The 25,048-nt window shown below is 38.3% G+C and carries 23 protein-coding genes, 1 tRNA gene and 2 pseudogenes; 14 read left to right on the top strand and 12 right to left on the bottom strand.

From position 1 onward, the window contains the following. The first annotated feature begins 32 nt into the window (after positions 1-32). The 7 genes from rlmKL (at position 33) to rmf (ending at position 8,835) form a co-directional block, all read left to right on the top strand. Positions 33-2,147 carry a bifunctional 23S rRNA (guanine(2069)-N(7))-methyltransferase RlmK/23S rRNA (guanine(2445)-N(2))-methyltransferase RlmL gene (gene rlmKL / locus HMPREF0693_RS07770; RefSeq protein WP_036932285.1) on the top strand — a complete coding sequence of 705 codons (2,115 nt, stop codon included), beginning with the start codon at positions 33-35 and terminating at the stop codon, positions 2,145-2,147. A 6-nt stretch (positions 2,148-2,153) separates the two neighbouring features. Next, positions 2,154-4,085, top strand: coding sequence for an ABC transporter ATP-binding protein (locus HMPREF0693_RS07775; RefSeq protein WP_004244674.1), 1,932 nt, complete (start codon positions 2,154-2,156; stop codon positions 4,083-4,085). A 92-nt stretch (positions 4,086-4,177) separates the two neighbouring features. Then, positions 4,178-5,467 carry a membrane integrity-associated transporter subunit PqiA gene (pqiA, locus tag HMPREF0693_RS07780; protein ID WP_012367738.1) on the top strand — a complete coding sequence of 430 codons (1,290 nt, stop codon included), beginning with the start codon at positions 4,178-4,180 and terminating at the stop codon, positions 5,465-5,467. After that, on the top strand, positions 5,460-7,112 hold the full coding sequence (gene pqiB / locus HMPREF0693_RS07785) for an intermembrane transport protein PqiB (RefSeq protein WP_004244676.1): 1,653 nt from the start codon (positions 5,460-5,462) through the stop codon (positions 7,110-7,112). The genes pqiA and pqiB overlap by 8 nt, the downstream gene beginning before the upstream one ends. Continuing rightward, a complete protein-coding gene (gene pqiC / locus HMPREF0693_RS07790) occupies positions 7,112-7,684 on the top strand; it encodes a membrane integrity-associated transporter subunit PqiC (protein WP_004244677.1) in 573 nt (190 codons plus the stop codon). The genes pqiB and pqiC overlap by 1 nt, the downstream gene beginning before the upstream one ends. An 87-nt stretch (positions 7,685-7,771) precedes the next feature. Next, the gene (locus tag HMPREF0693_RS07795; RefSeq protein ID WP_004244678.1) at positions 7,772-8,176 is read left to right on the top strand and encodes an ASCH domain-containing protein; all 405 of its coding nucleotides are present in this window, start codon (positions 7,772-7,774) and stop codon (positions 8,174-8,176) included. Positions 8,177-8,664: 488 nt separating this feature from the next. After that, on the top strand, positions 8,665-8,835 hold the full coding sequence (gene rmf, locus HMPREF0693_RS07800) for a ribosome modulation factor (RefSeq protein ID WP_004244679.1): 171 nt from the start codon (positions 8,665-8,667) through the stop codon (positions 8,833-8,835). A 315-nt stretch (positions 8,836-9,150) separates the two neighbouring features. On the opposite strand, the gene fabA is transcribed toward rmf, so the two are convergent. Both fabA and HMPREF0693_RS07810 read right to left on the bottom strand, forming a co-directional pair. Further along, positions 9,151-9,669 (bottom strand): bifunctional 3-hydroxydecanoyl-ACP dehydratase/trans-2-decenoyl-ACP isomerase, encoded by a 519-nt coding sequence (gene fabA / locus HMPREF0693_RS07805; protein WP_004244680.1) that lies wholly within the window; start codon positions 9,667-9,669, stop codon positions 9,151-9,153. An 83-nt stretch (positions 9,670-9,752) separates the two neighbouring features. Continuing rightward, positions 9,753-11,495, bottom strand: coding sequence for an AAA family ATPase (locus HMPREF0693_RS07810; RefSeq protein ID WP_004244681.1), 1,743 nt, complete (start codon positions 11,493-11,495; stop codon positions 9,753-9,755). Positions 11,496-11,859: 364 nt separating this feature from the next. Between HMPREF0693_RS07810 and matP the strand changes: the two genes are divergently transcribed. Next, the gene (gene matP / locus HMPREF0693_RS07815) at positions 11,860-12,327 is read left to right on the top strand and encodes a macrodomain Ter protein MatP (RefSeq protein ID WP_004244682.1); all 468 of its coding nucleotides are present in this window, start codon (positions 11,860-11,862) and stop codon (positions 12,325-12,327) included. A gap of 165 nt (positions 12,328-12,492) precedes the next feature. On the opposite strand, the gene ompA is transcribed toward matP, so the two are convergent. Together ompA and sulA are read right to left on the bottom strand one after the other, a co-directional pair. Continuing rightward, positions 12,493-13,581 (bottom strand): porin OmpA, encoded by a 1,089-nt coding sequence (gene ompA, locus HMPREF0693_RS07820; protein ID WP_036932288.1) that lies wholly within the window; start codon positions 13,579-13,581, stop codon positions 12,493-12,495. 348 nt (positions 13,582-13,929) lie between these two features. After that, positions 13,930-14,484, bottom strand: coding sequence for an SOS-induced cell division inhibitor SulA (sulA, locus tag HMPREF0693_RS07825; RefSeq protein WP_004244684.1), 555 nt, complete (start codon positions 14,482-14,484; stop codon positions 13,930-13,932). A 226-nt stretch (positions 14,485-14,710) separates the two neighbouring features. Between sulA and HMPREF0693_RS07830 the strand changes: the two genes are divergently transcribed. Then, positions 14,711-15,325: a TfoX/Sxy family DNA transformation protein gene (locus HMPREF0693_RS07830; protein ID WP_004244685.1), complete on the top strand. Its 615-nt coding sequence runs from the start codon at positions 14,711-14,713 to the stop codon at positions 15,323-15,325. A 129-nt stretch (positions 15,326-15,454) separates the two neighbouring features. Here HMPREF0693_RS07830 and yccS read toward each other — a convergent pair. After that, positions 15,455-17,630, bottom strand: a pseudogene (gene yccS / locus HMPREF0693_RS07835) (YccS family putative transporter). Between the two features lie 115 nt (positions 17,631-17,745). Between yccS and helD the strand changes: the two are divergent. Next, positions 17,746-19,797 carry a DNA helicase IV gene (gene helD, locus HMPREF0693_RS07840; protein WP_004244688.1) on the top strand — a complete coding sequence of 684 codons (2,052 nt, stop codon included), beginning with the start codon at positions 17,746-17,748 and terminating at the stop codon, positions 19,795-19,797. Positions 19,798-19,801: 4 nt separating this feature from the next. Here the strand turns inward: helD and HMPREF0693_RS07845 are convergent, their stop codons facing one another. Next, a complete protein-coding gene (locus tag HMPREF0693_RS07845) occupies positions 19,802-20,260 on the bottom strand; it encodes a methylglyoxal synthase (protein WP_004244689.1) in 459 nt (152 codons plus the stop codon). Between the two features lie 139 nt (positions 20,261-20,399). Here HMPREF0693_RS07845 and HMPREF0693_RS07850 point away from each other — a divergent pair, with 139 nt between their 5' ends. Then, positions 20,400-20,813, top strand: a complete 414-nt coding sequence (locus HMPREF0693_RS07850; protein ID WP_004244690.1) for a CoA-binding protein — start codon at positions 20,400-20,402, stop codon at positions 20,811-20,813. Between the two features lie 64 nt (positions 20,814-20,877). Here the strand turns inward: HMPREF0693_RS07850 and hspQ are convergent, their stop codons facing one another. After that, the gene (gene hspQ / locus HMPREF0693_RS07855) at positions 20,878-21,198 is read right to left on the bottom strand and encodes a heat shock protein HspQ (RefSeq protein ID WP_004244691.1); all 321 of its coding nucleotides are present in this window, start codon (positions 21,196-21,198) and stop codon (positions 20,878-20,880) included. A gap of 199 nt (positions 21,199-21,397) precedes the next feature. Here hspQ and HMPREF0693_RS07860 point away from each other — a divergent pair, with 199 nt between their 5' ends. Then, the gene (locus HMPREF0693_RS07860) at positions 21,398-21,682 is read left to right on the top strand and encodes an acylphosphatase (RefSeq protein ID WP_004244692.1); all 285 of its coding nucleotides are present in this window, start codon (positions 21,398-21,400) and stop codon (positions 21,680-21,682) included. A gap of 2 nt (positions 21,683-21,684) precedes the next feature. On the opposite strand, the gene tusE is transcribed toward HMPREF0693_RS07860, so the two are convergent. Then, positions 21,685-22,014, bottom strand: a complete 330-nt coding sequence (tusE, locus tag HMPREF0693_RS07865; RefSeq protein ID WP_004244693.1) for a sulfurtransferase TusE — start codon at positions 22,012-22,014, stop codon at positions 21,685-21,687. A gap of 180 nt (positions 22,015-22,194) precedes the next feature. Here tusE and HMPREF0693_RS07870 point away from each other — a divergent pair. Together HMPREF0693_RS07870 and HMPREF0693_RS07875 are read left to right on the top strand one after the other, a co-directional pair. Then, positions 22,195-22,282: transfer RNA gene (locus HMPREF0693_RS07870), tRNA-Ser, on the top strand. Positions 22,283-22,447: 165 nt separating this feature from the next. Further along, complete coding sequence (locus tag HMPREF0693_RS07875; protein ID WP_004244694.1) at positions 22,448-23,632, top strand: tyrosine-type recombinase/integrase; 1,185 nt, start codon at positions 22,448-22,450, stop codon at positions 23,630-23,632. A 3-nt stretch (positions 23,633-23,635) separates the two neighbouring features. On the opposite strand, the gene HMPREF0693_RS07880 is transcribed toward HMPREF0693_RS07875, so the two are convergent. The 4 genes and pseudogenes from HMPREF0693_RS07880 to HMPREF0693_RS07895 all read right to left on the bottom strand — a co-directional run bounded on the left by HMPREF0693_RS07880 (position 23,636) and on the right by HMPREF0693_RS07895 (position 25,047). Next, entirely contained in the window at positions 23,636-23,842 is a 207-nt protein-coding gene (locus tag HMPREF0693_RS07880; RefSeq protein ID WP_004244695.1) for a helix-turn-helix transcriptional regulator, read from the bottom strand. 29 nt (positions 23,843-23,871) lie between these two features. Then, on the bottom strand, positions 23,872-24,066 hold the full coding sequence (locus HMPREF0693_RS07885; RefSeq protein WP_004244696.1) for a TraR/DksA C4-type zinc finger protein: 195 nt from the start codon (positions 24,064-24,066) through the stop codon (positions 23,872-23,874). An 84-nt stretch (positions 24,067-24,150) separates the two neighbouring features. Then, positions 24,151-24,749, bottom strand: a pseudogene (locus tag HMPREF0693_RS07890) (MT-A70 family methyltransferase). Next, complete coding sequence (locus HMPREF0693_RS07895) at positions 24,736-25,047, bottom strand: DUF2591 family protein (RefSeq protein WP_004244699.1); 312 nt, start codon at positions 25,045-25,047, stop codon at positions 24,736-24,738. Before HMPREF0693_RS07895 ends, HMPREF0693_RS07890 begins: the two are co-directional and overlap by 14 nt. Position 25,048: the final 1 nt, after the last annotated feature.

Genomic DNA, 25,048 nt, shown 5'->3' on the forward strand with positions numbered 1-25,048 from the left:
CCAACAATTTTATTTTAGGTGGTAACAATATTATGCGCTCTCTGTTTGCCAGCACAGGCCGAGGTCTGGAAGAATTATTAAAAACTGAACTTGAACACCTTGGTGCCCAGTCTTGCCAGATTACGCAAGGTGGTGTCTATTTCCGTGCTGATGATAAAACCATGTATCAGTCTTTGCTCTGGAGCCGTTTAGCTTCTCGCATCATGCTTCCGCTAAATGAATTTAATGTCTACAGTGATCTAGATTTATACCTTGGTGTGCAAGCAATTGATTGGAGCGAAGTATTTACAGTTAATCATACTTTTGCTATTCACTTTAATGGCACTAATGATGTGATCCGTAATAGCCAATATGGTGCATTAAAAGCGAAAGATGCTATCGTCGATTCATTCCAACGTAAAATAGGGCAACGACCGGATGTTGCTAAGCAATCACCGGATATTCGTTTAACTATACATCTACATAAAGAAAAAGCGTCATTATCTTTAGATCTCAGTGGCGATGGATTACATCAACGTGGTTATCGTGACTTAACAGGGCAAGCACCGCTAAAAGAGAATCTAGCCGCAGCGATTATTATGCGTTCAGGTTGGAAAACCGATACACCATTAATTGATCCTATGTGTGGCTCAGGTACTTTACTTATTGAAGCGGCAATGATGGCGACGGATTGTGCCCCCGCTTTAAATCGAGTCCATTGGGGTTTTCGTCATTGGTTAGGACATAATGAAGCGCTATGGAAAGAAGTCACTCATGAAGCATTTGCCCGCTTCCGTGAAGGTAAAAAGAATACTCAAGCGCGTTTTTATGGTTTCGATGTGGATAAACGTGTATTAGATATGGCAAGAGCCAACGCACGTCGTGCGGATGTGGCCGATTTAATTACTTTTACCCAAGGTGATGCAGCAAAACTGACTAATCCAGTATCCACGGGTGTTAAAGGGACGATTATTAGTAACCCGCCTTATGGTGAACGTTTAGAAAGTGAACCCGCACTCATTGCCTTACATAGCCAGTTAGGACGAGCGGTAAAAGCCCATTTCCCAGGATGGCGATTATCACTTTTTAGTGCTTCTCCTGAATTGTTAAGCTGTATTCAGTTACGTGCTGAGCGTGAATTTAAAGCTAAAAATGGCCCGTTAGATTGTGTACAAAAAAACTATTTATTATCAGAAACACCTTCGACGATTAATACACGACTGGCGGAAGATTTTGCTAACCGTTTACGTAAAAATGAGAAAAAACTCGCAAAATGGGCAAAACAACAGCAAATTGAGTGTTATCGCTTATATGATGCTGATTTACCAGAATATAATGTTGCGGTAGATCGCTATGGCGAAAAAGTGGTGATCCAAGAGTATGCACCTCCAAAAACTATTAATGAACATAAAGCACGCCAGCGTTTATTTGATGTGATTAGTGCCACCATGGAGGTTTTAGCATTACGCTCTGATCAACTAATTTTAAAAACTCGTCAACGCCAAAAAGGTAAACAACAATATGAAAAAATGGCAGAGAAGGGTGATTTCTTTTTAGTTGATGAGTTTGGTGCCAAATTCTGGGTGAATTTAACCGACTATCTCGATACTGGACTGTTTTTAGATCACCGCATTGCCCGCAAAATGTTAGGTGAAATGAGCAAAGGAAAAGACTTTTTAAATCTCTTTGCTTATACCGGTAGCGCGTCAGTCCATGCTGGGTTGGGGGGAGCTAAAAGTACCACAACAGTAGATATGTCAAGGACTTATCTTGAATGGGCTGAGAAAAACTTTCAAGCAAATGGATTATCAGGTAGACAACATCGTTTAATGCAGGCGGATTGCTTACAGTGGCTAAGCCAAAGTAATGAACAGTTTGATGTGATTTTTATCGATCCTCCGACGTTCTCTAATTCAAAACGCATGGAAAATACCTTTGATGTACAACGTGATCATATTGAATTAATGAAACATCTAAAACGTTTGTTAAGAAAAGACGGAACAATTATGTTCTCAAATAATAAACGTGGTTTCAAAATGGATCATGAAGCATTAGCGAATATTGGGTTAACAGCAAAAGAGATAACACAAAAAACGTTATCGCAAGATTTTGCACGTAACCGCCAAATCCACAATTGCTGGCTATTAAATCATGCTGGTGAGGAATAATTTACAATGCCGTTAATTAGTTTGACTGGGGCTTATTTAGCGTTTAGTGATGCCCCTTTATTAGATAATACAGACTTGTTTATTGATGAAAATGAACGCGTTTGTTTAGTCGGTCGCAATGGTGCCGGAAAATCGACCCTATTAAGAGTGTTAGCCAAAGAGCAGCCCTTAGATGATGGGCAAGTGGTGTATGAACAAGATCTGGTGACTGCACGTTTACAACAAGATCCCCCCAGAGATATCGAAGGCACCATTTTTGATTTTGTCGCGCAAGGCGTTGCAGAAGATGCGCAATATATTACCGAATATCATCGTGTTTCAAAGGTAATAGAAACGGATCCTTCTGAAAAAAATCTTAATCGATTAGCTCAGTTACAAGAAGTGCTCGATAACCGTAATCTCTGGTTATTAGATAGCCGTATTGCTGAAGTACTGGAAAAATTAGGGTTAAATGGCGAAGCAGAGCTTTCCTCACTTTCTGGAGGATGGTTAAGAAAAGCCGCATTAGGGCGCGCATTAGTGAGCGCACCGAAAGTGCTCTTTTTGGATGAGCCCACCAACCATCTAGATATAGAAACTATCTTATGGTTAGAGAAATTCTTAAAGGATTTCCAAGGTAGCATTGTCTTTATTTCCCATGACCGATCATTTATTCGTAATATGGCAACCCGCATTATTGATTTAGATCGCGGAAAACTATCCTCATGGCCGGGAAATTACGATAAATATCTGGAAAGTAAAGAAGAAGCATTGCGTGTTGAAGAGCAACAAAATGCTGAGTTTGACCGGAAATTAGCGCAAGAAGAAGCATGGATACGTCAAGGGATCAAAGCTCGCCGGACTCGTAATGAAGGTCGTGTACGGGCATTAAAAGCACTGCGAGTTGAACGAAGTGAACGTCGCGAAGTATTAGGCAGTGCTCGTATGCAGGTCGAAGAAGCAACGCGCTCAGGTAAAATTGTGTTTGAATTAGAAGATGTTAATTATAGCATCGGTACGCGTAGGCTCGTTCGGGACTTCTCTGCAAAAGTGCAACGAGGAGATAAAATTGCCTTAGTTGGCCCTAATGGTTGTGGTAAAACCACACTACTCAAATTGATGTTAGGGGATTTAAAAGCAGATAGTGGTCGTATTCATTGCGGCACTAAATTAGAAGTTGCTTATTTTGATCAACACCGTGCCACACTTGATCCTGATAAAACAGTGATGGATAACCTTGCAGAAGGTAAGCAAGAGGTGATGGTAAATGGTCGTCCTCGTCATGTTTTAGGTTATTTGCAAGATTTCTTATTTCCACCAAAACGTGCCATGACACCTGTTAGAGCACTTTCGGGGGGCGAAAGAAATCGTCTATTGCTTGCTCGTTTGTTCTTAAAACCAAGCAATTTACTTATTCTTGATGAACCAACTAATGATCTTGATGTTGAAACATTAGAACTATTAGAAGAGCTGGTGGATGCTTATCAAGGCACTGTGTTGTTGGTTAGCCATGATCGTGAATTTGTTGATAATAGTGTTACGGAGTGTTGGATCTTTGAAGGTGATGGCGTAATCAATAGCTATGTTGGTGGCTATTATGATGCGCAGCAGCAGCGGGCACAGTCTGTTTCTCTTAAAAATGAAGCGAATAAGTCACGTAATGCACCAGAAAAAACTGAAAAAGAGACTAAACCAAAACAGAACGCCAAAAAGGCTACACGAAGTAACAATAAGTTAAGCTATCATTTGATCCGCGAGCTTGAACAACTGCCCGCTAAACTGGAACGTTTAGAAGAGGAATTAGGTTGTTTACAAGAAGAAGTGGCTGCAGCTGATTTCTTTACACGTCCTCATGAAGAGACAGAAAAAGTGCTAAAAGCATTAGCTGATAAGGAAAATGAACTTGAAACAGCTTTTGATAGATGGCAAGAGTTGGAGATGATGCAAAACGGTGAATAACGTATGCCAACTCATAACGGGGCATAATGCCCCGTTTTAGTCTCTATACTTATTGTTGTTTATTGATTATCAAATAAATGAGAGGTGCCGTTGTGTGTTCGGGTCAACATTCTTGTCATGAAGAACAACATGAGCAAATATTGTGCCCTCAGTGCGATCTGGTAGTGAGTGTTCCTGAATTAGCCCAAGGAACCAAGGCGACCTGTCCACGTTGTCACACTTTGCTAACAGCACGTTGGCGACAACCTTTTTATCAGCCTGTAGCCTTGGCGATTAGTGCATTATTTATGTTGTTAATGGCTTGCCAATTTACTTTTGTCAGTATGGAAGTGGCAGGAATTACCAATAACATTACTTTAATGCAGATCCCAACTGTGATGTTTAGCGAAAATTATGTTGAGCTAGGCGCTTTCTTTTTACTCTTTGTACAAGTGGTTCCTGCTTTCTGCATGATAGCGATTTTACTGCTTTGTACACCCATTAAGCTGCCAAGAAAATTACAAATTTGGCTATCACGAATTCTTTTCCAATTAAAATCGTGGTGTATGGCAGAGATTTTTTTAGCCGGTATTTTAGTCAGTTTTGTCAAGCTAATGGCGTATGGTGATATCGGCTTAGGGTTAAGCTTTCTACCTTATGTACTTTACTGCTTATTACAAATTCGTGCATTTCAATGTTTAGATCGTCATACATTATGGGAAAAACTAGAATCGCGACCCGCTTATCCTAAAATTGAATCAGGTAAAACAGGTTTAAAGCAAGGAGTAAGATTATGTCGTTCTTGCACTGCTATTTTACCGGCTGATCAATATGAATGTAGTCGTTGTGAAGTAAAAGGGTATGCGAGAAAACCTCATAGTTTGCAATGGACGCTCTCTTTCTTAATTACTTCTTTAATTCTTTATATTCCGGCTAACCTATTGCCAATTATGGTGACGGAATCGCTGGGTAATAATCTTTACTCAACCATAATGGCTGGGGTTATCTTACTTTGGGAAGATGGCTCATATCCTGTGGCAATGGTTATTTTTATTGCCAGTATTATGGTACCCAGTTTAAAAATGGTGGCTATCGGTTGGCTATGTTGGGATGCACATAAAGCCAAAGGAAAACGTGATCCGGCGAGAATGCACTTTCTCTATGAAGTGGTTGAATATGTAGGGCGTTGGTCAATGATTGACGTTTTTGTTATCGCTGTTTTAGCTTCATTAGTCAGAATGGGACGTCTGATGAGTATCTATCCCGATTTTGGTGTAGTGCTATTTGCATTGGTTGTTGTATTAACGATGTTCTCTGCAATGATGTTTGATCCTCGGTTAACATGGGATAAATGTACTGCCGATGATGATAAACCCATGATTAAGGAGCCTAAGGGTGACTGAAAAGAACGATACTGCTTTAACACAAGCAAAAATTAATAAACTGAAAAGCTGGTCTCCAGTTTGGATAATACCTCTTGTTACGTTATTGATAGGAGCTTGGATACTTTATTATCATTTCAGTCATCAAGGTCCTGAAGTCACATTAATAACCTATAATGCTGATGGTATTGAAGCAGGTAAAACTAAAATAAAGAGCCGTAGTGTTGATATTGGCCTAGTCGAAAGTGTGACATTAGATAGTAATTTTAGTCGAGTGATCATCAAAGCTCGTCTCGATAATGAAATGAAAGAGCTACTGCGTGCTGATACCGCTTTTTGGGTGGTTAAACCACAAGTGGGAAAAGAAGGTGTCACTGGTTTAGGTACTCTACTTTCAGGTGCTTATATTGAGCTACAACCCGGTTTAACAGGCAAAGAGCAGGATGAATTTAATTTATTGGACTCTCCGCCACTGGCCTCTCCGGATGCAAAGGGGATACGCATTAATTTAGTCAGTGAAAGAGCAGGCCAGCTTAATGCAGGTGATCCGGTATTATTTAGGGGTTATCAAGTCGGCTCGGTTGAGACGAGTGAATTTAATATTGAAAGCCGAGATATGCACTACCAGCTTTTTATCAAAGCACCTTATGACAAAATGGTCACGTCGAATGTTCGTTTCTGGAAAGATTCAGGCATTGCATTTGATATGTCATCATCAGGGGTTCGTGTTGAAATGGCTTCGCTTTCCACACTGTTTAGCGGTGGGGTGAGTTTTGATGTGCCTACGGGGTGGTTACCTGGTGAAGCTATAGCCCCTAAAACAGAATTTAAACTTTATGATAACGAAAAGAGTATTCAAAATTCGTTATATACCGATTACCGTAGCTATATTATGTTTTTCTCTGATTCTATAAGAGGATTACAAGCCGGAGCGCCAGTTGAGTTCCGTGGTATTAGAATGGGTACGGTTGTTCAAGTACCTTATTACACCCAAGAAATGCAACAATCGTTAGATAAAGATTTCCGTATTCCTGTGCTTATCCATGTTGAGCCGGAACGTTTTGCGAATGATGTAGGTGAAAGTTTTGATTTTGTAAAAGAGCTTTCTTCTGCTGCTAAAAATGGATTAAGAGCATCGTTAAAATCAGGCAATCTATTGACAGGTGCGCTGTATATTGATCTGGACTTTTATCAAGATGTTGAACCTTGGAAAGGGCCACAAACTGTTGCAGGATTACCACAAATACCCACAGTCAGTTCTGGTTTAACGCAAATTCAGCAAAAAGTGATGACTTCATTGGATAAGATCAACAATCTTCCTGTTGAGCCAATGTTGAAAGAGATGACCGCGACATTAACCGAAAGTCAAAAAGCGGTTGCTGAAGCGAAGGAAACCCTGAAATCATTAAATGCTATGATTGGTAGTGATGACTTCCAAAAACTGCCTAATGATATTCAACAGTCATTAAAAGAGATCAATCGCAGTATGCAAGGTTTCCAACCTGGCTCACCGGCATACAGTAAAATGGTTGATAATATGCAACGCTTAGATCAAGTGCTAAGAGAGATGCAACCGCTATTGAAGACCTTAAACAATAAGAGCAACGCATTAATTTTTGAAGCACAACAAGGTAAAGATCCTGAACCAAAGAGGGCTGAAAAATAATGAAATATATTATTGGGATCGCGGTATTGATGCTGACGGCTTGTTCAAGTGTGCCTGATAAAGCTTATTATCAATTACCTGATGTTTATCAAGGTGCAAATAATAAGGTTGTTACAACTACTGAGAGCGCAAAGCAAGATCAGATTTGGGTTCAGCCTATCCGTTTATCTGATATGTTAGTTAACACGGGCATTGTCTATCAAACCAGTGATATCAATTATACCGTTGCTAACCAACATTTGTGGATAAACCCGCTTGATCAACAGCTACAGCAAAATCTGGTTGTGGGATTAGCAAAAGAATTCCCTAATCGAGTGGTCTCGACACAACCTATTGAAGATAAACTTGCTAAATTGACTGTCAATGTTAATTATTTTCAAGGTCGATATGACGGCAAAGTGATTATTGCTGGTGATTGGATCTACACTCAAGGCAATAAAGTGATTAGTCAGCCTTTTTCTGTCGCGTTAACACAAACGGAAGATGGCTATCCGGCTCTGGTACGTACGCTAGGGGAAGGATGGCAGAATGTCGTCGCTGAGATCGCAAAAACAATTAAATCACAATATTAATTGTTTTATACAGTAATATAGGAATAACCAATGCCTGACTAAAATCAGGTGTTGGTTTTTTATTCGAGATAACGAGAGAAAAATCTCATGCTGGAATTGATAAAAAAGAAATACCCTACAGCGATTTGTTGGTCTTTCGGGGATAATCCGCAGCTTGCTGATGAACTTGCACAACTTGTCGTTGAAAGAAAAAAAACAGCAACATGTAGCTCATTAAGTGGTTTTTTTAGTGATCCAGTCACGCCAACAATTGGTGGTTACAATATTATTTTAAATAGTCATGGGGTTCCTATTTGTGTTATCAGAACACGCTCTTTAACATTGGTACGTTTTTCTGAAGTCACAGAACAGTTAGCGCGTAAAGAAGGTGAGGGTGATCTAAGCTTGTCATATTGGCAACAAGGACATAAAGAATTCTTTATGCGAGAAGGCACCTACTCTCCAGATATGGAATTAATATTTGAAGAATTTGAGTTAATAGAGGTTTTTTAGTTAACAGGCTTCATATTTGTCGATAACTTAAGTTATATCATTAATGTTGCTATGGTTATTTGGCATAAATTTTATTTTTACTACTGTGAATAGTAGAAAATAGGCAATTCTAATAGGATTGTTATATTGACATAAATTGAAAAAAATCGATTATTTATTTTCAAGCGATTGTTTTTATTATTTAGGTCAGAAATCGGATCTTTAATATTATTTTTTTATAAAAATAAATAAAAATCAGCTTGTTATGATTTGCTTTATGTCTTTTATTAATAAATACAAATAGATATAAATTATTTAATTATATTAAATATAATTAATTGTAATCTAAGGTGATTTAAATAGGATCCAGCTTAGTATCACAAATATGACAATTATATTAATTTCTTTACTTGCTTAAATCCTCAATAAAGCGTATCAATTTATAGTGGTTGTATGAAAAACAATCATTATCTTTCCGCTTAAACTTAGAACGTGAGGGTTGTCTAAATATGAAAAGACAGAAACGAGATCGTTTAGCTAGAGCATTATCGAAAGGTTACCAAGCCGGTATGCAAGGTCGTTCAAAAGAGCAGTGTCCCTATTTTGCCATTGATGCACGTTCACATTGGCTAGGAGGTTGGCGACAGGCCATGGAAGATCGCCCTGGGCTTGCAAAATAAATAACCCGTCGACGTGATACTGCGGACACCTGTGTTATCGCAAATATTATCACCAAGATTTAATTGATAATCAAAAGAGGGTTATTTATGCATATTCCTATGAATAACTTGAACATAGGACAATTTGAATATAAATAACAACTGTGAATTGGAAATAAAAAGGTCTACCGCGGTAGGCCTTTTTATGTTGTAAAGTACGGTAGGGCGAAAACTTGCCAAGTACTCTTATCTGAGATACCACCATACCACCATAAAAGAAAAAGCCTAATCTCATCGAAGAGAATAGGCTCTTATCTATCTATGTGTAATATTGACTTAGAATGCTGAGGTATCTTTAAATAAGCCGACTTTTAAATCTTTGGCTTCATAAATCAGTTTACCATCAACATAAACTTCACCGTCAGCGATACCCATAATAAGCTTGCGATTGATAACACGTTTGAAATCAATTTTATAGGTGACTTTTTTGGCTGTTGGTAGAATTTGCCCAGTGAATTTCACTTCACCCACACCCAAAGCTCGGCCTTTACCTTCACCGCCTAACCAACCTAGGTAGAAACCTACCAGTTGCCACATTGCATCAAGCCCTAAACAACCCGGCATAACAGGATCATTGACAAAGTGGCAATCAAAAAACCATAAGTCTGGCTTGATATCGAATTCTGCTTCGATAAAGCCTTTATTATGGGAGCCGCCATCTTCAGTCATTTTAATGATGCGATCCATCATTAGCATATTACCTGAAGGCAGTGGTGGGCCATCTTGGCCAAATAATTCACCACGGCCTGAAGCAATGAGGTCTTCTTTAGAATAAGATTCGCGTTTATCAACCATTGTTTATATAGCCTTTATCAAGTGTAAGATAACAGAATAGCTTACACTTGTACGCTGAACAACTCCGATCACTTGAAACAGAATTATCTGAATAAGCGTAGGAACCAAGGTAACTTAGGCCTATCCTGATTATTCGCTTGTGTTATTCGATCATGAATAACAGCTAACAAGTGTTCATTTGATTGTGGATTTTCACATTGTTCTTCGTAATAAGGCTGATGTGTTAGCAAAGTAATAGCTTCTGCAACATGGACAACCGGCCAAATATGGAACTTATTTTCTTTGACGGCTTGTATCACGCTCTCGTTTAAAACCAGATGTCGCACATTTGCCAGCGGTATAATAACCCCTTGTGATCCTGTTAATCCTCTTTGCTGACAGATATCAAAAAAGCCTTCAATTTTTTGATTAACACCACCAATAGGTTGTACCTGACCAAATTGATCTACGGCACCGGTTACGGCGATTTGTTGATCAATTGGGTGTTGTGACAATGTACTGATTAGCGCACATAATTCTGCTAGTGAGGCACTATCACCATCTACTTCACCGTAAGATTGTTCAAAAACGACGGAAGCACTAAAAGGTTGTGGCTGATCTAATCGTAATTCAGAATTTAAGTAGGCTTGCATAATCATCATGCCTTTTGCATGGATATTGCCACCTAATTCTGCTTTTCGTTCAATATCGACCAGTTCGCCATCACCAATATGAGCCACACAGGTAATACGAGTTGGCTCGCCAATTAGATCGGGATAACCGGGATAATCTAAGACAGAAAGACCGTTTATTTGGCCTACCATTTCACCTTCAGTGTGAATAGTGACTTGGCCTTGTAATATTTCATCACGGCTTCGTTCTAATAAGTAGCTATGTCGCCATAAACGATTTTCTTGCGCTTTTTTAAGCGCCTCAGCACCAAGATAAGCGTCATGATTAAAACGCATGGCATAACGCAATTGGCGTAATAGGAATTCAAGATCGAGAGATAAGATAAGCTGATCTTCATGCTCTCTTGCGCCCTGAGTCAGTAATACTTGCCAAGCATCAGCAGATAATGAAGGAAGACGATATTTTTGGCAAAGTCCATTAACAAAACCACACCATTGGCTCAGGGCGGTTTCATCTTCTAAATACATATCGTATTCATATTCGCCATATAGCGCCGTACTGCTGATATTAGGCTCCATAAACTCAAGCTCTTCTAAGCTTAGGCGATCGCCCACTAAAATAACACGTAAGTGAAGGGGCATGGCTTCAATAGGCAAAGGAAGGGCTTGATGGTCATTCCACACTAACCATTCAAAGCGTTGCTCTTCAACCATCTTTTTCAGTCGGAACCACATTAAGGGTTGTGCTAAGAGCGTTTTAATGGATAAGACTAAAATACCACCATTAACTTTATGCAGCAGTCCTGGGTTAACGAGGAGCTTATCTTTATGATAATAAAATGAACCAAAAAGTTGTTCAGGCTCTATCCATTGGCAACAAGCAATAGATTCTGATGATGAAAATGAACCTTCTACATTATCTTGCCAATAAATTTGATTAGACTCAGCTTGATAGGCACCTACAACAGGATAATTTTTTATCTCTGCTTGTTGTAATGTATCAGCGAGTGTTTCGAAATAAGCAGTAGAATCTTCTGCTTTTAACAGCATAAATTGGCCTGCTTCTGCATTATTTAGCCACTGTAAGCTTTCATATAAGCGAGGTTGAACCTCACGAAGTGAAGATGCAGGCAATTGCGATGCTGTTTGAAAGAAAGTCTGGTAGGAGGCGTAATCTGGGCGTAACGCCTGCCATTCTAATTCGTTGTTTTTCAAGGTTACCGTTTTTATTATTGAGTAGTGAACATGGAAGTTAACATAAAGCGTTAATAGCTGGTATCTATCCTGCAATAAGACAGCTATTGACAGTTATATTATGTCTATACTTTTGGCCGGGAATATACGTTGCCATTACTTTTGCTATAACCTATTAAATTGAATGTATTGTTTTATTATAGCGACGCACGATTCTATCACAACGTGGTTAGAAAACTATCCCTTCTGACATTTGTCGGTGGGAGGTAACAAAAGCTACTTATCTTTTTTGGTGATAATTTAAGCAAAAATATTCGGTTTAAGGCAGTTTTTTGGCAAAATTGTTGATATGCTAGTATATAGTTACGTTGTCACGGTGATTTGTATGAAATATCAACAGTTAGAAAATCTAGAATGTGGCTGGAAGTGGGCTTATTTAGTAAAAAAACATCGCGAAGGTGAATTAATCACCCGTTATGTCGAAAAGAGCGCCGCCGATGAAGTGGTTGAGCAACTATTACGCCTTGAATCTCAACCATTAAAAGTCCTTGAATGGATCAATTTACATATGAACCCTGAGTTATCGAATAGAATGAAGCAAACTATTCGTGCTCGAAGAAAGCGTTATTTTAATGCTGAACATCAGCATACGCGTAAAAAATCTATCGATTTAACTTTTAAAGTTTGGCAACGCCTATCAGCACTATCTCAGCGCCGAGGTTTGACATTATCAGAAACGATTGTCCAGCTTATCGAAGATGCGGAGCGAAAAGAGCAATATGCACTAAAAGTACATAACCTAAAAGATGGCCTAATTGAGTTACTAGAACGAGACAAACAGAAAAAAGAGTAGAATGACGATAGTGTTGTTTATTATCGAGAGATCATCAGTATAGCGTTAACTTAAGAGGTATAGAGAATATCTCTGCTAATCATTTAAAGTCATCATCAAAAGAAAAACCCTGCCGAAGCAGGGTTTTTTTAGAATTCATTACAGTAGATGTCTCTACTATTTGAATTATTGACCAGGTTGAACAACAACTTCAGTTGTACCTTGGATTTCGATTTCTACACGACGGTCTGGCGCTAAGCAATCGATCAGAGCTGCACGAGCTTTGACGTTGTCACAAGTGTTGCCAGTTACTGGGTTTTCTTTACCACGACCTTCTGCAGAGATGCTGTTTGCAGGAATACCTTTAGATACCAGGTAATCAACTACAGATTGAGCACGTTTTTCTGACAGAGGCAGGTTGTAGTTTTGAGAACCGATACGGTCAGTGTAACCGATAACTACGACACGACCTTGAGTTGGGTCGATGTTAGCTAATTCATTGTACAGACCATTCAGTGCTTCTTGACCTTCAGCTTTCAGAGAAGATTTGTTGTAGTTGAACAGAACGTCTGAACGCAGAGTAAAGGTTTTGTTCTCAACAACTGGAGCTGGAGCAACTACTGGAGCTGGCTCAACAACTGGAGCTGGAGTTTCTTGGTTGAAACGGTAAGCAACACCAACACTCAGCATACCATTGTCTGGACGAGCGTTCAGAGTACCTTTATCACCGATGTTGTTGATCCACTGATACTCAAGACGAGTAGCAATGTTAGGAGTGATCGCGTATTCAGTACCTAATGCGAATACTGGAGAAACGCCAGTATCATTTTCAGAGAAACGTTTTTGAGTTCCTGCTGAAGTTGCATTAATAGTTGCAGTTGAATCTGCACGCCATACCATACCACCTAAACGTGTATAAACGTCTAAGTCATCCATTACTGGATAGCTTAATTTAGTGGTTAATTGGATACCTTGAGCTTTGAATGCACCGTTGTTGTATGAACCTTTATAAGCCATACGACCTAACCAGTCATAACCCAGTTCAAAACCTAAGTATTGGTTGTACTGATAACCAGCAAATGCACCAGCACCAATTTGGTCTTTGTGTGTGCTACCGTTACCGATATTCACGCCGTCCCAATTGTTACCAGTACTTTGATACTGAGACCAACCTAATTTACCACCGGTATACCAAGTATTGTCTTTTGGAGCTGCTTGCGCTGCAGTTGCGAAAGCTGCCACTGCCACTGCTAATGCGATAGCTGTCTTTTTCATTTTACGCCTCGTTATCATCCAAGTTAGGCATTTGGCTTTAAGCCTTATTATTTGCCCTTGGTTAAATTATTGTTAGGAATTCGATGCTTTCATCAAATGATGATCCCCAAAAACGGGATTTAAAGCATAACCTTAACGATATAAAGTCTACAATGAACTTAAAAAGTTACAAGTATCCCTTTAAAATTCGACTTAAAATTTTAAAAAGATCGGCCGTTATTCACAATAAGAATTATTCTATATTTTTGTTAAATTTCTTGTAACCATATGATTTAAGTTACAATTGATTATGACTTATCTTAAATGATAATGTTGCGTTATGAGTATTAGGAAAACTCTTAAATTTCACTAATGGTAGTGATTTGAATGAATTTTTATCGAGTTTAAATGTCGTTTAGAGGAATTATTGTTTTCTATTTGGATATGATTACTGTTTTGTTGTCGCATGATAAAACCTAACGCTTTACCGATGCTGGCAGCATATTCTAATCTTTTCATCTCTTCTGACGATATTTCTGGTAACCAACCCAATACTACACTGTAGTTTCCACTTAGTAGCGCTTTCTCCATTAATTCCACAGTATTAATTGAATCAACATGATTGAGTTGAATGATTTTATTCAGGGGTAAGCCGGTTTCTTTTAACCAACTACGATTTAATTTTTGTTGTGGACTTAACCACAGTAACCAACGTGATTCATGGCTATACTGTTTTAACAGAGGTAGTAAGATGTGGTTAATCATCAAGGGATTTTGGTAAAGAAGTTCACTTACTATGCCTTGTCTATTATCGGGCATTGTTGTTGTAATTGCATCGGAGGCCATAGAGAGAGGTAATACCTCAGTAGAGATCTCTTGGAAAAGGCCATTTTGTCTTGCCAAAGATGATGTTGAGAGTTTCATATTTACCTCGTTCAATATGTACTGTATGTATATACAGTATACCTGAGTTTCACTTAAATCAAGATCAATTTTTTGAAAGTTGCTCTCAAAATTTATGTAAATTCATATTTTTGAGCGGGTAACTATTGGCAAAAAAAGGACATTTATTTATTGTCTTAACCATCAAGAATACAGTCATATATTTGAATTTTAAGATAAAAAATATTTTTTGTGGTTTGGAGATCTGATGTCAATTTTACCTGAGCAAAGGAAGGCTCATTTATTATCGCGCGTAGCAGAATATGGAAAGTTAAGTAAGAAGTCTCAATTCGGCGGTTATAGCTTAATGGTTGATGAGGTTATCTTTGCGATTACTGCTGATAATGAATTTTATTTAAAAGGGAGTGGTTTTGCTGAAACACTCTATAAAGCAAACAACATGGATGCATACGTCTATCTAAAAAAAGGTATCCCCATTACATTGCGCTATTATCGTATTACGCAAGCAATATGGCGTAATAGCGCTAAGCTCAATCAATATATCGATTTTGCATATCACTATAGTACTCAGGAGTTTTTAGGGCAGCAAAAGCAGCCTCGTCGTATCAAAGATTTACCCAATTTGGGCATAGCATTAGAGAAAAAGCTGAATCAAGTTGGGATTAACCGTATCGAGGAATTACGTACGATCGGTGCGAAGGCATGTTATTTAAAACTGATTGCGCAACCTAAGCAAGGAAATAGCGACTTATTGCTTGCGTTAGCAGGTGCTATTGTTGGCTGTCATCGCTCTGTGTTACCTAGTCAATTAAAAATGGAATTGTTAAATTGGTATAAAGAGTTATCCGTTAAATCCTATTAAACTACAGTACTCGGACTTGAGTACATTAGAATGAACAGGAATAACGGAATAAGAGCAAACTTAAGCCAATAGAGTCTGTTATTTTCTCTAAGGTTCTAATAGAAATTAGAGAAAATAACTTTTTATCCATCAAGCTGTAGCTAATTTATCTTTATCGTTTTGCCATTCTGTTTGCTCAATTAGCTCAATGCAATTGACAATTTGTGGCAATAAATCCAGTAACAAGCGTATTTGCGTTAACACTAATTGAATACGGGCGTTATCTGAACTTGGTTGTGCATTAACACGTGCGATAAGTTGATCGTGAGATTGTATAAAATCATTATCTTGTGGTTTTTTACGTCTCAACGCTGAATCAATATAACAGACAGTATCATTAAGCAGGGTGAGTACTGCTTCATCTTCAATTTTGCAACGATGAACACCTAATGCTGAAATATAGCTCAGTAAAGTATGATTTAAACAAAGTAATTTAAATGCTTCTTCTTGAGAGGTTTGAAAGCTTTTAGGCTCTGATGACATGTTAGAAATTAAAGATGCTAACTCACCATCACTGCTATGTGCATTACGACGTGCAATACGATAATTAACGCTATTATCTCTTCCTTGATAATACTGAATGAGGATCGCATCAAGATAGTAGCAGTTATTGGTCATTGGTTTTTTGGATGAGCAATGGCAACTGACGGAACTTCCAATCCGGCCAAATAAAACTGACTGCAAACCAGGCAATAGCACAACCAATTAACGTATCAATGATCCGCGGTAGTGCGACATCATAGCCTTCACCTAATAAATTAAAACTTAATAAAACGAGTAGGGTAATAAACAAAGTGGCATGAGCGTATTGTACGGTTCGGAAAGCAAAAAAGAGCGTACCTGTCACAACAATAAGCACTAATTGACCTTCGATGGAAGGCACAAAATAGAGAATAGGGAAACCAATTAAAATACCAATAATAGTGCCACTGACCCGTAATGTTAATCGTCTACGTGTCGCATTATAGTTAGGCTGACAAACAAACAAACTGGTTAATAAAATCCAGTACCCTCGATGCAAATCAAAAAACTGGATGATCACATAACCTATACATAAGACAAGTGACATTCGTACTGCATGTCTAAATAGAGCTGATTTTGGTGTTAAGTGACCTTTTATTCTTAGCACGATATCTCGCCACCCAGTAAGCCCTTCATCAGATAACTGAGTTTCTTCTTTTTGGTCATGAGAGATTTGATATTGCTCTGTACTAATACTTTTTAATAAAGCATCGATGCCCTGTAAGTTTTGTAATAAATTATAGAGTGGCGCAATAATTTGTGGATCAGAAGTACTGTTTTTTACATTATTAAGTGCATTTTCTAAATGAGTGATTGCACGTTCAAAATGAGGATTATGTTGGTACTTTTTATGCCAAAGAATAGATTGAGCGACTTGTTCGCAGGCTCTTGCTTGCATTGACAGTAAGCGCTGAAAGCGGAAAAGGACATCACTGTGGCGTAATCTATCACTCAGTAATTGATATTGAATATGAGAAGAGCTGGCCCGTTCATGAATATCTTGAGCCACAAAGTAATAATGCAATGTGAAACGACTGCTACGCTGGCCCCTATCACCTTTTAAACGGCTTAGTAATGTTAGTTTAGTTTGGCTCATTGCCTCAATTAACTGATTATTAGCCAATGCCAAGTTATACAGTAATTGCTGTTGATCACCTTCAATATCGGGATCAAATAATGCGGCCTTGGCTTCTAGATAAGCGGAAAGCTGCTGATAATAACGCGTAAGGCTATCTTGAACGGGACGAATAGGGAAAAGTAGGTGACCAATTAAGGTAAGCAAATTATACCAAATCGCGCCTAAAAGGAGCCAAATAGGTTGTTCATGCCATTCTGGGAAAATCGGCATACCTAACATGGTATAAATAGCGATTAATAGCGCACCAAAGGCGATGGTAGCATAACGCTGACCCAAGGCGCCTAATAAAATAAACCCCCAAGTGGAGATAGCAAGACCACAAAAGAATAAAATAGGGTAAGGGTAGAGTAATCCGATGGATGTTGATGCTAATAAGAAACAACATAAGGTGATCACAAGGTTTCTTAAGCGGCCCACAAGCCTATCATCTAAGTCAGTTAATGCGGCTGCGACAACACCTAATGTAAGAGGTATAGTATATTTTGGTTCTTGTCCTAAAGCCCATGGAAATAAAGTCGTTCCCGTAAGTGCGATTATTATGCGAATATAATATAAAAAGTGGCTATTATAGATAAATCGGCGGGCGCCATTAAACAAATTGAACACAAAAAGCCCTTAAATAAACAAGATGGAGATAATTACCTCTTAGAATATAGGGTTTATTACAGATAAAAAAGAGTTTAACGACAGACTATTTGTTATTTATTGTAGGAATTACAGAATGGAACTGAAATCAACCCCAATGGGACAACGTTTAGCTCAGCATCCTTATAACAGGGTAAAATTGTTAAATGCGGGTATTGAGGTCAGTGGTGAAAAGCATCAATATTTAATTCCTTTTAATGAATTGATCGACATTTTTTGTAAAAAAGGCATTGTGTGGGGAGAGTTAGAGTTTTTACTGCCCGACAATAAAGTGGTTCGTTTGCATGGAACGGACTGGGAAGAAACGCAACAATTTTACCGCTATCTTTATCAAACTTGGCAAATATGGAGCCAAGAGATGAGTGAGATAACGGCGCAAGTACTTGAAAAGCAACTCTCTTCTATCCAAGATATAATTCAAAGCGATAAATGGATAAAACAAAACCAGTTAGCCGGTATTCAACAGGCTATCCAAGAAAGTTTTTCTGCTCTTCCTCTTCCTCTGGAACGACTTGCTCAATTTGATAACTGTAAGGTGCATTATCAACGCTGTTTACAGTGGTTACAGCAAGGTAAGGCATTAATTGCGCAAGAAAATGAGCAATGGATCACCCGTATGTTGACAGAGCATGCGGAGTTTTTTACTACCATTGAAACATCGCCTTTAAATGAATCGCAATGTAAAGCCGTTATCAACGGTGAAGATAATATATTGGTATTAGCGGGTGCTGGTAGTGGTAAAACGTCGGTACTAGTGGCAAGAGCAGGGTGGTTGTTACGTCGTAAACTAGCAACCTCTGAACAAATTCTACTATTGGCTTTTGGACGTAAAGCCGCTGAAGAGATGAACCAACGTTTATCTGAGCGCTTAAACGCTGATATTACGGCGAAAACCTTTCATGCATTGGCATTATTTATTATCCAACAGTCAACTAAAAAACAACCCAAGATCAGCGAATTAGAAATCAATAGTGAAAAGAGAAGAACACTATTGTTAACGCAGTGGCGTGAGCAGTGTCAGCAGAAAAAAGCACAAGCGAAAGGCTGGCGTGAGTGGTTATCTGAAGAGCTAGCATGGGAAGTCCCTGATGGGGAGTTTTGGCATGATAAAAAATTAGAAAATCAAGTTGCCGTAAGGTTAGAGCGGTGGATCAGTTTATTAAGAATGCAAGGTGGTAGCCAAAAAACAATGATTGATTCTGTGCCTGCAGAATATACGGATGCATTTAAAAAGTGTTTAAAACTATTAGCACCACTGTTAAAGGCATGGAAAACCGCATTAAAAGAAGAGAATGCCATTGATTTTTCAGGGCTATTACATCAAGCCATTAATCTGATAGAAAAAGGGCGTTTCGTCAGTCCTTGGAAACATATTCTGGTGGATGAATTCCAAGATATTTCACCACTAAGAGCAGCACTATTAAATGCGTTAAAACAACAAAATACACAAACTTCATTATTTGCAGTTGGTGATGACTGGCAAGCTATTTATCGCTTTAGTGGGGCTGAATTATTACTAACAACAGCGTTTCATCAATCTTTTGGTGATGGTGCTGAGTGTGCATTAGATACCACTTATCGTTTTAATTCGACTATAGGTGACGTTGCCAATACATTTATTCAACAAAATCCTAATCAATTAGCTAAACCTTTAAATAGCTTAACAAAAGGTAATAAAAAAGCCGTTGTATTATTGCCGGATGATCAATTAGAAAGTTTATTAAATAAAATGAGTGGTTATGTCAGTGACGATGAAACGATCCTTTTATTAGCGCGTTATCATTACTTACAACCTGATTTATTGAAAAAGGCGAAAACGCGCTGGCCCAAATTAAAATTACAGTTTATGACTTTTCATGCTTCAAAAGGTCAACAAGCTGATTATGTGATTATATTAGGTTTACAATCGGGTAAAGACGGATTTCCAGCTCCGGCAAGAGAGTCGATTATAGAAACCGCTTTATTACCCCCAGTTGAAGACTATCCTGATGCTGAAGAGCGCCGATTAATGTATGTGGCATTAACAAGAGCAAAAAAACAAGTATGGTTATTATTTAATAAACAACAACCATCTTGTTTTGTGTCAGAATTAAAATCTCAAGGTGTCCCTACGCAAAAAAAACCATAAGGCATTATTTTAAACGTTCTTTTAAATAACCTTCATAGTCGGGAATTTTAATTTTTGACTCTTGTGAAAAAAGAGGGGACGAAATAAGAAAATTAGCCGTCGCACGATTGGTTGCTACGGGAATATTCCAAACTGTTGCTAGGCGTAACAGCGCTTTCACATCTGGATCATGAGGAACGGCATTGAGTGGATCCCAAAAGAAAATAAGAATATCAATTTTCTTTTCTGCAATCATTGCACCAATTTGTTGATCACCTCCCATGGGGCCACTTAACATCTGAGTGACCTCTAATCCTGTATGGTGATTAACCAGATTTCCTGTTGTTCCTGTGGCAAATAACTTATGGTGAGAAAGCTGTTCACTGTTGTTTTTAACCCATTCAAGCAATGAGCTTTTACAGTGATCATGTGCAACTAACGCAATATTTTTTTCTGTGGCGAGTGTGCGGTCAATTTGTTCCATTTGCTACCTTTAAAAATAAATACAGTTATTATTCCAGTTGTCAACATACCTTTTTTTTATCTTACAAGCTATGAGCGGAACAAGATACTATGATGTATCATAAGATTTTCAATCTTCCTGCTGATAACGGAGCATATAAATGGTTGATTCAGAGATTTATGACATTCTAAGAAGTGTCAAAACAATTGCACTGGTTGGTGCAAGTCATAAAGAAGATCGCCCTAGTTATAAAGTCATGAAATTCTTATTAGAGCAAGGCTATGAGGTGATCCCCGTTAATCCGGGTATGGCAGGGGAAACAATATTAGGCCAGCAATGTTATGGTCATTTGCAAGATATTCCTGTGGCGATTGATATGGTAGATGTATTTCGTCAATCATCAGTAGCGCTCGAGATTGCCAAAGAAGCGATTAAAATTAATGCTAAAGTTTTATGGTTACAGATAGGTGTGATCAATGAAGAAGCAAAAGCATTAGCTGAACAATCGGGGTTGCGGGTGGTTATGGATCGCTGTCCTAAAAAAGAGATAGAAGCCCACGGATTGCCTTGGTAATAGGCAGAGTAAAATCGCCGAAATGTATTCGGCGATTATCATTAAGGTTAAGAATGGAAGAAAATTAGTTTCTTAATCGCGGGGCCTGTAATTGGTTGCGGATTGATTGTGACAACTCATCCATTGAGTCATTATCTAAATGCTCATCTGAGAGTTCATAAGTTATTTGAGCTTCAGCTAAATAGGTATGAACCGGTTGTCCTTCATCATCTTCCATGACAACATGATACCAAGGCGCTGATCGCAAGGTCATATTAGATGCAATATCATCCTCGTTAGGTTGATCAAGGGAATATTCAGCATCCACATCAACAACTACACCTAAATAACCGAGTAGTTTATGTCTAACCTGCTGGCCTATTCCAAATTTGCTGGCGATCATCATTTATCACCTCCGTAAAACCTTGCTTTATTAATTTCTGTATATGAGGGCATAAAGTGAAATTTCAAGGTGTAACAAAATTAAACACGTCGTTATCCAGTGTAAATGCAAACCTCACAAAATCAGATTATCTATTGTATAAAGAAAAGACAACAATCTTATCGGAATTTTTGCGTTACATATAAGTTTGGAGGGTAGGTAAATGAAGGTTGGTAGAGAATATATTATTCAAGGTCGTGTACAAGGTGTCGGTTTCCGCTTTCATACTTATCAATGGATGAAAAAGCAGCCTATTACGGGTTATGTGTGGAATCGTGATGATGGCAGTGTGGGGATCAGAGCTTTTGCTGAAGAGCAGGTACTGAGAAAAATAGAAGATTGGTTGGCTGCTGGAGGACCAATAGGGAGTAAGATTGTATTCTGGTCGGCAACACCATGCCAATATGAAGAAATGGCAGACTTTTCAATCCGCCATTATGCATCTTAGTATTAAATACATTTGACAGGTTTAGGTAAGCCCGCGAGCTTCGTTGCCTGTTTAGCTGGACCTTTAGGGAATAAGCGATATAGATAACGGCTATTGCCTTTTTCATCGCCATATTTTTGTGCTAATGCTTTCACTAACATTCGGATCGCCGGTGAGGTATTAAACTCTAAATAAAACTGGCGCACAAAACGGATAATTTCCCAATGTTGCTCTGTGAGTTCAATTTCTTCAAGTTCAGCTAATATTGGCACCATCTCTTCGGTCCATTCATTGCTGTTTTTTAAATAACCGTGACTATCTGTCTCGATTTGTTGTCCGTTAAATACAAACATGTGCTTCTAACCAATCAAAAATAATCATTTAATTTAGCAAAAATAACCGCAATACCCAAGTCTAATGCGTAAATCGTTGATAAATTAAGCTGTTAAATCAAAGGGCGTTTAAAATTACGCCAAACAAGACAATAAGGGCTTTACAATATAAGCGTGGATGTTTATATTGCTCCCCATTGCGGAGGGGTGGCCGAGCGGCTGAAGGCAGCGGTCTTGAAAACCGCCGATGGGAAACCATCCGAGAGTTCGAATCTCTCCTCCTCCGCCATCTCAACATCTCCTAGCGTCTCCTGAAGTCTCCTAATCCCAGTAAAATCAAGCAATCCAATCAAATTATTGTCTCTTGAAGTCTCTTTATGTCTCTTGAAAGCTCCATTTTTTTGGGGTACAAATGGGGGGACATTATACCCCCTTAATATTTAATACCCCCAGTATGAAACTAACAGTTAAGCAAGTTGATAGCAGTAAGCCAAAAGAAAAGGACTACAAACTATTCGATGGAGGAGGTTTATATCTATTAGTTACAAAATCAGGAAGTAAATATTGGAGATTAAAATATCGTATAGATGGCAAAGAAAAAGTTTTAGCTATCGGTGTCTACCCAACGATAACTCTCGCGGAAGCCAGAAAGAAAAGGGATGACGCAAAACGGCAGTTATCTGATGGCGTTGATCCTAACAAGATAAAGAAGGATAAGAAAAGGGATTCAAAGTTTGATGGAAGCAATACGTTTAAAAGCATTGCTCTAGAGTGGTATGAGGGAAGAAAAGACCGATGGTCTGAAGGTTACCGCAATGACATGATGGAAGCATTTGAAAATGATGTTTTCCCATATATTGGAGATCGCCCAATAGCAGAGATTAAACCTCTCGAATTGCTTGAGGTACTTTCGATAATGGAAAAGCGTGGCGTTACAGAGAAATTAAAAAAAGTCCGTCAGCGCTGTGGTGAGGTTTGGAAATATGCCATCATAACTGGACGAGCTGAATATAATCCCGCCCCAGATTTAGCTAGTGCGTTTATTCCACATCAACGAGAAAACTATCCGTACTTATTAGCTGATGAATTGCCTGAGTTTTTATCTTCGGTAGACAAGTATCAAGGAAGTCAGATCGTAAGAACTGCATTAAACATCTTAATGCTCACCGGTTTAAGACCAGGGGAGCTAAGAAAATCAGAATGGTCATTTATCGACTTTGAAAGCAGAACATGGAAACTGCCAGAAAGAATCATGAAGATGGGTAGAATGCATGTGGTGCCAATGTCAGATCAGGTGATTTCTTTACTGCGTCAAATACAGCCGATAAGTGGCGATTATCAGTATATTTTCCCTAGCCGAACGAATCATAAGAAACATCTGTCTGAAATGGCGATAAATACAATGATTGGCAGAATGGGTTATAGAGGAAGGGCTACTGGTCACGGCTTTAGACACACCATGAGTACAATATTGCATGAGAAAGGATTTAATACAGCGTGGATAGAGTTACAACTTGCTCATGTTGATAAAAACTCTATCCGTGGTACTTATAACCATGCGCTGTATTTGGAGGGGAGAAGGGAAATGATGCAGTGGTATGCTGATTATATAGACGAGCTGAGAAGTAAAAAGAAATAAAACTCAATTGATGGTATTATCAGGGCAACGAGCATTATTGATTCGTTGCTCTATCCATTCATCTACTTCACTTTCAATAAAACGAACTGAGCGAGATCCTATTTTTACCTGCTTTGGAAACTCTCCTTTATCTATTAATTTGTAAGTCCATGACTTGCTATATCCTGTTCTATCTAAAACTTCATCCAAGCGTAATAGTTTATATTCCATCTTTCTATTCCTTTTGTAATTTCGTAATACTATCCATTCTTCCGTTTATATTGCTCATGATCATCACCACAATCTTTACTGCAATATGCACTATTAGGTGCAACCGGTTCTTCGTGATACCAAATACACATTCCGTTATGAGATTTAATTGCTGGTTTACGATTTGATAATGATGTTTGAATATGTAATTCGTTTATTTCATTTGCTGAGTCAATAATATCCATAATTACGCTTGTCCTGTTTCAATTAAATAAATAAGTACACATAATGCTATTAGCCCTGCAAGTTAATTAAATATCATAATTCATCTATATTAATTTAATGCTTCCTTCTACTTGGTTGACATATACATCCCAATCACCATATTTCTCTCGTGCAAATAATTCGAGTCGAGGAACATCTCCGTATAATTCTTCTAACCTATAATGTATTTCTTTTGGCTTTTCGCTATGCTCACCAAGACATGAATAAATAACTTGCCTAACACTTGCAGACTTACGAGGTAATCCATTACCTCTTGTGGCTATTAAACACATTTCAATATTTTGACGAGTGTAATTACCGCAATTAATCTTCGTCTCATTGTTTAATATTTCCATAAAGTCAAAGAAATCTTCTGGGGTTTATTTATTCTATCTCCTGCATTTTTATTTAATTTCACCCATGCGAACCCGAACATGTTTTTAACTTTAAAATCCCATGCTTCGGCTAATTTAATTGCTTCGAGTGCAAAGTTTCCGGTGTACCACATAAACAGTACGGCATTTTTAGAGGAGTGTTTTTCTATTGGTAATCGGGAGAGAGAATATAAGTCGGTGGTGTTGTAATGATTATCTGCTGCGCCATTTGAAACTTTGTTATTGTAAGACCAAGGTGGATCGCACAATATCAAGTCATATTTTTTCATTCTTCGCATCCTTAATCATTAAGAATGATTCCATAGCGCCACGGTATAAGCTTTCACGCTCAACCTGACCAACTGAACCATGGCAGCACATCCAGCCACCTGAGCTTTTAATCATCGATATTTCATTCTCAATAATAATCGGCATTGCGTCAGTAGGGTTATTGCATGGGTCGAAAGTCCGATAGCCGCTATCCATATAAGCTAATACAGATTCTTCCGTTAATAAGCATTTCTTCTTTAACCTTGTAGCAACCAATTCATTAATTTGAAGATCGGTGTACTTATTATAGCTATTCATT

Source organism: Proteus mirabilis ATCC 29906 (genome assembly GCF_000160755.1).
GTDB classification, from domain to species: domain Bacteria; phylum Pseudomonadota; class Gammaproteobacteria; order Enterobacterales; family Enterobacteriaceae; genus Proteus; species Proteus mirabilis.